Genomic DNA, 8,795 nt, shown 5'->3' with positions numbered 1-8,795 from the left:
ACCTTCGCCTTGTACTTTCCGTAAAGCTCCAATTCCTCTTCGTCGATACCTAACTGAGAAGCTATCTCCACAATAGGCTTCATTTGGGCCTGCTGTGCTATTTCAATATCGCTTAGCATCATTCGTTGCCTTACCTCCTCTGCTCATTTCTCGTGCGAAAGATATTTTAAGGGCAAAAAGGGGCAGAAAAGTATTCTGCCCCTCTATGGACATTACCACTATAAGATATAAGGATTTTTAAAGTTTTGAATCTACTTTTTCCTGAATCGCCTGGCGAAGAGAGATGCCTTCTTCAAGCATTTTCTCAACAGCAGTTTTTTTCTCCGCTACATACGCTTCATCTTTTATAGAAGGAAGGTTAATACGCACATTCATAATGGCACCTTCCAGACCGGCTAAAGCCTGTGCAGCAGCGACACCCATATCACTCATAGCATTTGTATTTCCCTTATCGACAATACTATCGGTTAAATGAATAACGGCGAGGCATTCTTCAGCTATGGCAAAAGGCGAGTCGCATGCCCCTTTAAAGGCTTCCTGGATTGCAGCTTTACGTAGCGCTTTCTCTTCTTCAGTTTCTTTTTTCATTTTAAAAGCGGCCATAACCTTATTAAAGGCATCTGTATCCTTGTCAATTCTTTCAAGCAAACTTGTGTACAGATTATCCGCTTGTGCACGAGCATCTGTCATTATTGCCTCATAGGCCTCATATCCTTTTTTTCCTATGGTCAAGTTGCAAACCATAGAGACAAGGCCAGCTCCCAAAGCTCCAGAAAGAGCAGCTACACTACCGCCACCTGGAGCCGGTGATTCTGAAGCAAGTTCTTTTACAAAAGCTCGTAAATCCATTTCCGCTAACATACGCATCTACTCCTCATCATCAAGTGCTAGAATATTATTCTCCAGAATCTGATTGCGGTCAAAATCAACGATGCGAAGGAAATATTCAGCGCAGTTCAGTAAAGCATCCTGCGGAAGAGTACCACAAATCTGCGTTCCAATTATAGTAAGTCCAAAACGGCGAGCTTCATTTTCTACAACCTGAAAAGCTCTGTAAATTGGCGTATTGACCGTATCAAACATATTCATGGAGACAGCTACATTATCGTAACCATCCGGCTTAAATGCAACTGAACGAATTGTGCTGAAACCGCCACTGGGACCTCTCATCATTTTGGCTATTTTCTTTCCAATTTCAAGGTCTGTCGTGTTCAAAATCATATTAACAGCTACCAGATTATGAGTTGCGGCACTGACTATTGTAGCACCTGCTGTGGGATGAAGCTTTGCAGGGCCAAGATCAGGACAACGCTCAGGTGTATGAGCTACTTCTTTCAAGCCTTCATACTGACCTTTGCGGATATATGCCAATTCTTTGCGCTCAGGCGTTCTGGCATTCTCGCCACTGAAGTAAACAGGAACCTGATAACGCTCCCAAATTTCTTTACCGATTTCTTCGGCAAGCTGGGTGCACTCTTCAAGAGAAATATTTCGCAGCGGGAAAACTGGAATTGTATCCTGTGCTCCGATACGAGGATGTTTTCCTTCCTGCTTTTCCATATCAATCAATTCGTAGGCTTTGCCTGCCATCTTGAGGAGAGCTTCTTTAAGAGGCTTGGGCTCTCCTAAACATTCGATAACAGTTCTATTAAAGTCTGCATCGGGGAAATATCCGATGAGTTTTACTCCTTTGGCATTGCGGATTTCATCAACGATAGCTTCAATAACATCCTTGTCTCTTCCATTGCTAAAGTTAGGTACTGCTTGTACATACTGTCTTTTAGACAATTGTGGTTCCTCCAATCAATTGGTAGAATGTAAAATAGTTGTATTTTTATTTAGGGGCAGTTTCTCCCTGCACGGAGAGCTGCCTTTTTACTTTGTTGCCAATTCTTTCTCCGCTGCAGCCATTTCTGCTCTGAAATCTTCAAGAAGTTTTTTTGCAAATTCTGGGTTTCCAGAAAGCTCAAAATACTTTTCATCGGCTTTTTTGGCGATTTCACGGAAACTCATTCTCTGATCGTGTTCAAGCTCTAAAAGTTTCTGATCAGGTTTGAAAGCTTTGACCATCATGTCGAGACGTTTGTCATTAAGGTCTTGCTGTACTTTGTAAACAAAAGGCCGAAGCTCAGCGATGCATTCTTCAACAATTTGTTTTATATCTTCAGGCAAGCTCTTGTAAAAATCAGCGTTGGCAAGGGTGTGCATAACATAGATGTTATGTTTTGAAGCAATGAGATACTTTTGAACTTCCATAAATTTCATTTCCTGGATAATGTAAGGAGCATTTTCCTGTCCTTCAACCATATTAAGCTGCAGAGCACTATACAATTCTGTGAAGGAAAGAGGTGTAGGATTGGCACCGTAGGCTTTATACGTTTCTACAAGCATTTCAGAAGGCATGACTCGTATTTTGAAGCCACTGAAATCTTCGGGTTTAAGAAGAGGTTTGTTGCCTGTCCAATACATGGCACCCTCGCTAAAATAAGAAAGGACTTTTAAACCCTTCGTTTCATAAACACTAGCGAGATCTTCGTTTAAAGCTTTGCTTGTGGCAAGAACTTTTTCGTTGAGCATATCATCGTCAGAGAAAAGGAATTGAAGAGAAAATATCTGGTTTTCAGGAACAATAGCACCACACTGGCCAGGACCTACAAGTGCAAATTCAATAGCGCCATTAAGGCAAAGCTCGAACATTTCTGTGGGTGTTCCCAAGGTTCCTTGTGGATACACATCAAGCTGAATTCTGCCATTAGACTTTTCTGCAAGAAGGCGAGCAAATTCGTTTGCATAAAGGTCACAAACACTACCAGCTATTTCTTCTTCAGCCAGACGCCAATTATACTCGGCAGCAGTTGCAATACCAGAAAACGCAAGAACAAAAGCAAGAACCAGAGCTAACACATGCAGCTTTTTCATAGATATAACCCTCCTGTTTTATTAAATTAAGGCAATATTTTTATCGCCTTATCCTAAACTAATAACTTCTATTCCTTGGGCTATTTACTGAGCAACAGCCAAATCTCTTAAGAACAACGCAATTTGTGGGAAGAATACCAACAAAATTGAAACAAGAACCAAGATAAATACAAAGGGAGGAACACCTCGCACTACATCCATATATTTCTGTTTAAAGATAGCTATAGCAGTAAAGATATTGCAGCCGAAAGGAGGCGTGGTAGATCCGATAGCAGCTTGAAGCGTAACGATCGTTCCAACTAAAACGTTATCCAGCCCTGAAGCAGCAATTGCAGGCTTAAAAATGGGCGTAAGTATCATGATAACAACAATGGGATCGACAAACATGCATCCTAAGAAGTACGCAATAGAAAGAACAGCTAGAATACGAATGACAGAGGGATCTGTTCCCAGCAAAGGAGGCAAAATCAAATTCGGGATTCTGGCAAAGGAGACTGTCCAAGAAAAGGCCTGCCCAACTGCGATAAGAATGAAAACGATAGCAGTAACTATTCCAGTACGTAATGCTAATTTAGGAATATCAGACAGCTTGATTGACTTATAGATGAAAAACTCAAGAACAAAAGCGTAAAGAACGGAAACAGCCGCAGCTTCTGTAGGACTAAATACTCCTGAATAAATACCACCAAAAATAATGATCGGGAATGTAAAACCAAGAATAGCTTCTTTGAAAGCCACCCAACGTTCGCTCCAACTTGCTTTGGTCATACCATTCTCTTTGCGTGAAATAAACCAACAATAAATGGAGAAAAGTAACAGGATTAAAAGACCAGGGCCAACCCCTGCAATAAAAAGCTCCCCAACAGAAGCTCCGCCAACAACACCATAAACAATCATGTAAATACTTGGTGGGATGAGCAGAGCAATAATGGCAGCGTTAATAATCAGAGCAGTAGAAAAGGAAGCAGAATAGCCAGCATTCAGAAGCATGGGACGAAGAGGTCCTCCTATGGCAACTACTGTAGCTTGTGTTGAACCGGAAACTGCTCCAAAGAGGGTACATGCAGTAACTGTTGCTATAGGAAGACCGCCTCTTTTGTGTCCCACCATTTTTACGACGAAATTCAGTAGTCTATCTGCAATTTGTCCAGAGGTCATAATATCTGCTGCAAAGATAAACATTGGAACGGCTGTTAAAGAGATCGGTTGAATTCCGCCAATAACTTGCTGTATCAACATTGATGGATTAACTCCTGGGAAGTTCAATATAAGAGTTAAAAAAGCTCCAGCTGCCAGGGGAACCATCATTGGGAACCCCAAAATCAGCAATATGATCATTGTGCCCATAAGTGTCAGTAACATTACGTCCCCTCCTAAAAGTCGAAAGATTCTTCGTCTTCAGTGTGCCCTTCTATAACAGTTCTCGAAACGTAGACATCACTGGATGTCAGGTTCTTAATGAGAGCCAGCACATACTGAATACCTGTCATAACGAAACCGACAGGAACCCAAAGCATGATTAAATAGAGGGGAATATGCAACCCTAGTGTCTGTTTATTTATTTGAGCAAGCTTAGCAACATATACATATGCAAACCAGCTAAGATAAAACATTAGAGCCGCCGTTCCAGCACAAACAATAATCATCAAAATTTTACGAGCTTTAGGCCCCAAGAAATCAAAAAGGGCAGACATTCGGATATGGGCACCAATTCTTGCAGCGTAACTGGTTCCTACAAAGGTAACCCATACTATGGTAAACTGGGTCACTTCTTCCGCCCAAGTAAGACTATGGTGGAAAAGATTGCGCCCAATAACATTAACTATGGCAACAAGAGCCATAATAATAATGCTCCACGAAACAACAAATTTTTCAAAACGTTCACACAAATTGTCTATTATATAGAGAAGCTTCATTTATGATCCCCCGTTTTACTTCCTACTTTTCACATATTGTGTAAGAACTTCACCTACGCGAATAACAGAATCGATTCGCACATACTCGTCGGGCTGATGAAAGAAAAGGTCATCACCTGGCCCCAAAATTACAAAAGGAACACCTAAAGAGGGAATAAGGATTGATGCATCTGTAAAATAATTTAATCCTGTTTTTTCCCAGGGAATATCAAGGTCTGAATAAATTCCCTTCAAAGATTGCACAAGAGGTGCTTCTTCATCCATGCCAACAGGTGGTCTGTTGTTAACAACTTCAACTGAAACATGGATTCCTTCATTTAATTTTTCCACGTTTTCTACGCAGGTATAAATTTCTTGAAGAAGCCAATCATGGTCAACGCTAGGTAGGGTTCTGATATCTAGTGTTCCTATCGCACAATGAGGAACGACATTAAATAAATCACTTTCAGCTTGAAGAGAGGTTACAACACAGGTTGAATGGCCAAGGAGATCGTGTTTTTTCTCCTCGTTGAAAAGCTCTGTAATTTTCTCTGCTATGCTATTAAAAACACTCAGAGCATTGACACTTGCACCAGTCATAGCAGCATGAGAAGATTTCCCTAAAGATTTTACACGAAGCCACACTGCCCCTCGTTCCGCCAATCCAATTTTTTCATTGGTCGGCTTAACAAGAATGACTTCTTCCACACTGTTCAGGAATCCTCCCCCTATGAGAGCACTCGCTCCTATGCCTCCAACTTCTTCATCCGCTGTAAAACAAAATCTAATATCTATAGCAGGTTTAAATTCAGCCTTGAGGATAGATAAAGCAGTAAAAATAATAGATGTTACTCCACCCTTCATATCAGCTGCGCCACGACCATAAACGACATCGTCAACTATCTCTGCTCCAAAGGGAGAATGTGTCCATTCCCTAACATCTCCGACAGGAATAGTGTCCAAATGGCCAGAAATAGCTATTCCTCGACTTCTATCCTCTCCTGGAATCGTGATAATCAAGGATGCCCTATTATTGCCGTGATTTATTATTCTTTTCTCAACACGATCGTCCGGGAATAAGGAGGAAATATATGTTACAGCATCTCTTTCATCGCCTGAGGGCTGAGAGGTACGTATACGAATAAGCTGCTGAAGAATTGTAATTGCTTTTTCTCTTGAGATATAGACTTCTCCCGTCATGAATCTCCCCCCTTTCAATAGTAGCTTAGCGGAGGAGAACCATTAGGGCATTAGCTTGAGTGGATAACTTTTATGGGGTTGTCTTGTCAAGTTTTGACAATTAGCTAGAAAGAGCCAAGATCATATAGTTTAAGAGCAAGAGCTATATCAAAACGTTGATCACTATCATCTGGGTCAAAATCAAGGAGTTCGCATATTTTTTTATTCCTATATTTAATGGTGTTATAGTGAAAATTCATCTCATCCGAAACATGTTTTATATTCCAATTGCACTTGTTCAAGACGCGAAGAGTCTGAAGTAATTCACCGTTTGTCGTGGAATCAAATTCTATAAGTTTTTCGAGTACTTTATGGCAAAAGAGAGATGCTTCATGGCTTTGAGAAACTATCGAAAGCAACTTCATAGCTCCTAATGCATCCCAAAATACGATTTTTTGACGCTGTGGTGAAAGATGGGCAACACGAAGAGCTCTACTGGCTTCTCTATAACTTTCATGGGTATTCAATGGGTCAGATTTATATCCTCCTACTGATACGACAAGTTGACAATGAAGCTCTCGCTCCACTTCCTCGTTTAATTGTTCCGCAACTTTCAATAGGTTCGTTTCAAGACTTTTAATTCCATTATCCGGTTCAGGAGGAGAAACAAGAAAAACTATAGATTTTGTCAACAACGTATAAATAGACTTTGGGAAAAAAGCCAAAAACTTAGACCTTATTGTGGAAAAGAAGACCTGAAGCTCACGCTCTCCAGACTCTCCACTCTTTGTTTCTACCTCAATAGAGACAACGACAACGCCATTTGTCGGATTCCAACCAAAGGTCCTTGCACGACTATCTAGTTCTTCTCTTCTCTGCATTTTGTTATAAATAAGGTCACGTACAAATTCATCAATATAGTTACGTTCAACTTGTTGCGTTGACAATTTTTTTTCTATTGAAAGTTTGACAGCTATGACCGCATTTTCCATAGCCGTCATTTCGTAAAAGGAAAACTTTCTGTCAGAACGACTTGATCTATTAAGAATGAGGTAGCCACTTAAAACTCCACCTACTCGAACTTCCATATGTTGATGAAGCCTAATAACTTCTTTCAGGGGATAAATTTTTACATGTTCTTTAAAATCATCAGAATGAGACGCAACAAATAATTTCTTATGTATTAAATCCCTATAGGCTATGCCACAATGTATTTCTCCACGCAAAGCCCATAGTATATGTTCAATGTCTCCGTCGCTAAGTAATATATCTGCAAAAGGGGAAAAAGATGAATAAAGCCCACTTTCATTTGCCTTTATTTCGCTATTTAAAGCGAAAAGGATGTCAAGTAAAATCTGATCTGAAGAAATGTGGAAAAGAGGCACGTTATACTCGTCAGCCAAACGAACAAGCTCCAGAGGAAGATCTCCTTGCAAGGCAACCCCAGCTACTCCCGCTGAGAAGGCCTTACGCAAAAGATTCAGATCCTGACTGTATTTATTGCTACTTTCAGGAATCCAACCTCCTACAATGAAAAAACCATGCTCACAGGTACGTCCTGCTCTCATGTCATCTAAAAGAACTATCTTCTCAATGACATTATCCAATCCTTTTTCTCCTGCGAGTAATGAAGTGTTAACAAGGGTTTTGCATGTTCGTACAATAGACAAGAAAGTCGTTCTCTCCTCATAAAAAGATTTTCGTATTGTATCACAAGAGAAAAATAAAAAAGAGGCCCTCTGCTAAGAGGACCTCTTTTCAATCTTCTTTACGTCTACTTTTTTTGTCCAGCTTCCAGCGTATTTTGAAGCAACATAGCAATAGTTAGCGGCCCTACTCCTCCTGGAACAGGAGTAATCCAAGAGGCTACTTCAGCTACAGCCTCAAAATCAACATCTCCTACGAGACCTTCTTCAAGTCTGTTCATGCCAACATCAACAATAACTGCCCCCTCTTTCACCATCGAAGCAGTAATCAGATGAGGCTTGCCAACAGCTGCTACAACAATATCAGCCTGCCGCACGATTGAAGCAAGATCTCTCGTTCTGCTGTGACAGATAGTAACTGTAGCATTACGATCAAGAAGAAGATGGGCAATAGGTTTTCCTACAATATTGCTTCGTCCAACTACAACAGCATGTTTTCCTTCAATATCTATGTTATAAGCATCAAGCATGTACATTATTCCCTTAGGAGTACAAGGATGCACCGCTGGTAAACCTGTTACAAGATTCCCCATATTTACAGGGTGGAAACCATCAACATCTTTTAGCGGATCAATAGCTTTCAATATTTTATTTGTACCAATTTGCGGAGGAAGAGGAAGCTGCACAAGTATTCCATCTACAGCTTTGTCGTTATTAAGGGTTTCTATAAGTTTTAAAAGCTCTTCTTCTGTCGTCGTTGCTGGCAGCTTATGTAAAAAAGAATTAAACCCTACTTCCTTACATTTTTTTTCTTTCTGACCTACATATACTTTTGAAGCAGGATTTTCCCCGACAAGAACAACTGCAAGTCCTGGAATGTGCTTCCCTTCCGCTTTTAAAGAATCAACTTCTTTTTTTATAGATGCTCTTACGTCTGCTGCTACCTTTTTTCCGTCAAGTATTTGAGCTTTCATTTTTAATGGCCTCCCACTTTTAGAACAAGCCGGTAATATTTCCGTTATCGTCAACGTCAATTCTCATAGCGGCTGGAACTTTCGGAAGGCCAGGCATGGTCATTATCGATCCCGTTATGGGAATAATGAAACCTGCTCCCGCCGACAGGCGAACTTCTCTCACCGTCAGCTCAAAGCCTTCT

At 40.7% G+C, this 8,795-nt stretch carries 10 protein-coding genes; all 10 read right to left on the bottom strand.

The features are described from left to right. On the bottom strand, nucleotides 1-119 hold a 119-nt coding region (locus VB083_RS11660), incomplete at its 3' end, for a formate--tetrahydrofolate ligase (protein ID WP_323401787.1). Between the two features lie 118 nt (nucleotides 120-237). Beyond that, complete coding sequence (locus VB083_RS11655) at nucleotides 238-861, bottom strand: cyclodeaminase/cyclohydrolase family protein (RefSeq protein WP_213690890.1); 624 nt, start codon at nucleotides 859-861, stop codon at nucleotides 238-240. 6 nt (nucleotides 862-867) lie between these two features. Continuing rightward, the gene (gene ftcD / locus VB083_RS11650) at nucleotides 868-1,788 is read right to left on the bottom strand and encodes a glutamate formimidoyltransferase (protein ID WP_213690882.1); all 921 of its coding nucleotides are present in this window, start codon (nucleotides 1,786-1,788) and stop codon (nucleotides 868-870) included. An 87-nt stretch (nucleotides 1,789-1,875) separates the two neighbouring features. Then, entirely contained in the window at nucleotides 1,876-2,919 is a 1,044-nt protein-coding gene (locus VB083_RS11645) for a DctP family TRAP transporter solute-binding subunit (RefSeq protein WP_213690883.1), read from the bottom strand. A gap of 84 nt (nucleotides 2,920-3,003) precedes the next feature. Beyond that, nucleotides 3,004-4,281, bottom strand: a complete 1,278-nt coding sequence (locus VB083_RS11640; protein WP_323402078.1) for a TRAP transporter large permease — start codon at nucleotides 4,279-4,281, stop codon at nucleotides 3,004-3,006. An 11-nt stretch (nucleotides 4,282-4,292) separates the two neighbouring features. Beyond that, nucleotides 4,293-4,835, bottom strand: a complete 543-nt coding sequence (locus VB083_RS11635; RefSeq protein ID WP_213690885.1) for a TRAP transporter small permease — start codon at nucleotides 4,833-4,835, stop codon at nucleotides 4,293-4,295. Nucleotides 4,836-4,850: 15 nt separating this feature from the next. After that, nucleotides 4,851-6,014: a M20 family metallopeptidase gene (locus tag VB083_RS11630; protein ID WP_213690886.1), complete on the bottom strand. Its 1,164-nt coding sequence runs from the start codon at nucleotides 6,012-6,014 to the stop codon at nucleotides 4,851-4,853. 104 nt (nucleotides 6,015-6,118) lie between these two features. After that, on the bottom strand, nucleotides 6,119-7,663 hold the full coding sequence (locus VB083_RS11625; RefSeq protein WP_323402077.1) for a helix-turn-helix domain-containing protein: 1,545 nt from the start codon (nucleotides 7,661-7,663) through the stop codon (nucleotides 6,119-6,121). Between the two features lie 104 nt (nucleotides 7,664-7,767). Continuing rightward, a complete protein-coding gene (gene folD / locus VB083_RS11620) occupies nucleotides 7,768-8,613 on the bottom strand; it encodes a bifunctional methylenetetrahydrofolate dehydrogenase/methenyltetrahydrofolate cyclohydrolase FolD (RefSeq protein ID WP_213690888.1) in 846 nt (281 codons plus the stop codon). Between the two features lie 19 nt (nucleotides 8,614-8,632). Next, the coding region (locus VB083_RS11615) for a formate--tetrahydrofolate ligase (protein ID WP_213699255.1) at nucleotides 8,633-8,795 on the bottom strand (163 nt) is incomplete at its 5' end.

This window comes from Aminobacterium sp., assembly GCF_034926885.1.
In the GTDB taxonomy this organism is placed as follows: domain Bacteria; phylum Synergistota; class Synergistia; order Synergistales; family Aminobacteriaceae; genus Aminobacterium.
This window is presented reverse-complemented; position numbering and strand designations above follow the sequence as displayed.